We start from the raw sequence: 271 nt of genomic DNA, 5'->3' as shown, positions 1-271 counted from the left end.
CATTTGGCTGATTGAGCAAATCAACAAGCGTGGTCTAATGTATTTGCATCTGTCAGAGCCAGACTGGGCAGGGGGTACGCCTTATAACGATGAGTTCCGCCAAAACGTACGTAATGCTTTTGGTCAACTGATTATTGCCGCTGGTGGCTATGATGCGGACAAAGCTGAGAAGAACATCAAAGCAGGCTATATCGATGCGGTAGCATTCGGTCGGGATTATATTGCCAACCCTGATCTCGCTGAACGTATTCAAGAGGGCGCACCGCTCAAC

The 271-nt window shown here is 48.7% G+C and carries 1 protein-coding gene; it reads left to right on the top strand.

From position 1 onward, the window contains the following. Window positions 1-271, top strand: a 271-nt coding sequence (locus tag AAEZ03_RS27440; RefSeq protein ID WP_502947973.1) for an oxidoreductase, incomplete at both ends; no start/stop codon positions are given.

This window comes from Pseudomonas sp. HY2-MNA-CIBAN-0224 (assembly GCF_040310285.1).
Lineage (GTDB): Bacteria > Pseudomonadota > Gammaproteobacteria > Pseudomonadales > Pseudomonadaceae > Aquipseudomonas > Aquipseudomonas helleri.
The sequence above is the reverse complement of the archived record's forward strand: the minus strand, read 5'-3'. Positions and strand labels throughout refer to the sequence as shown.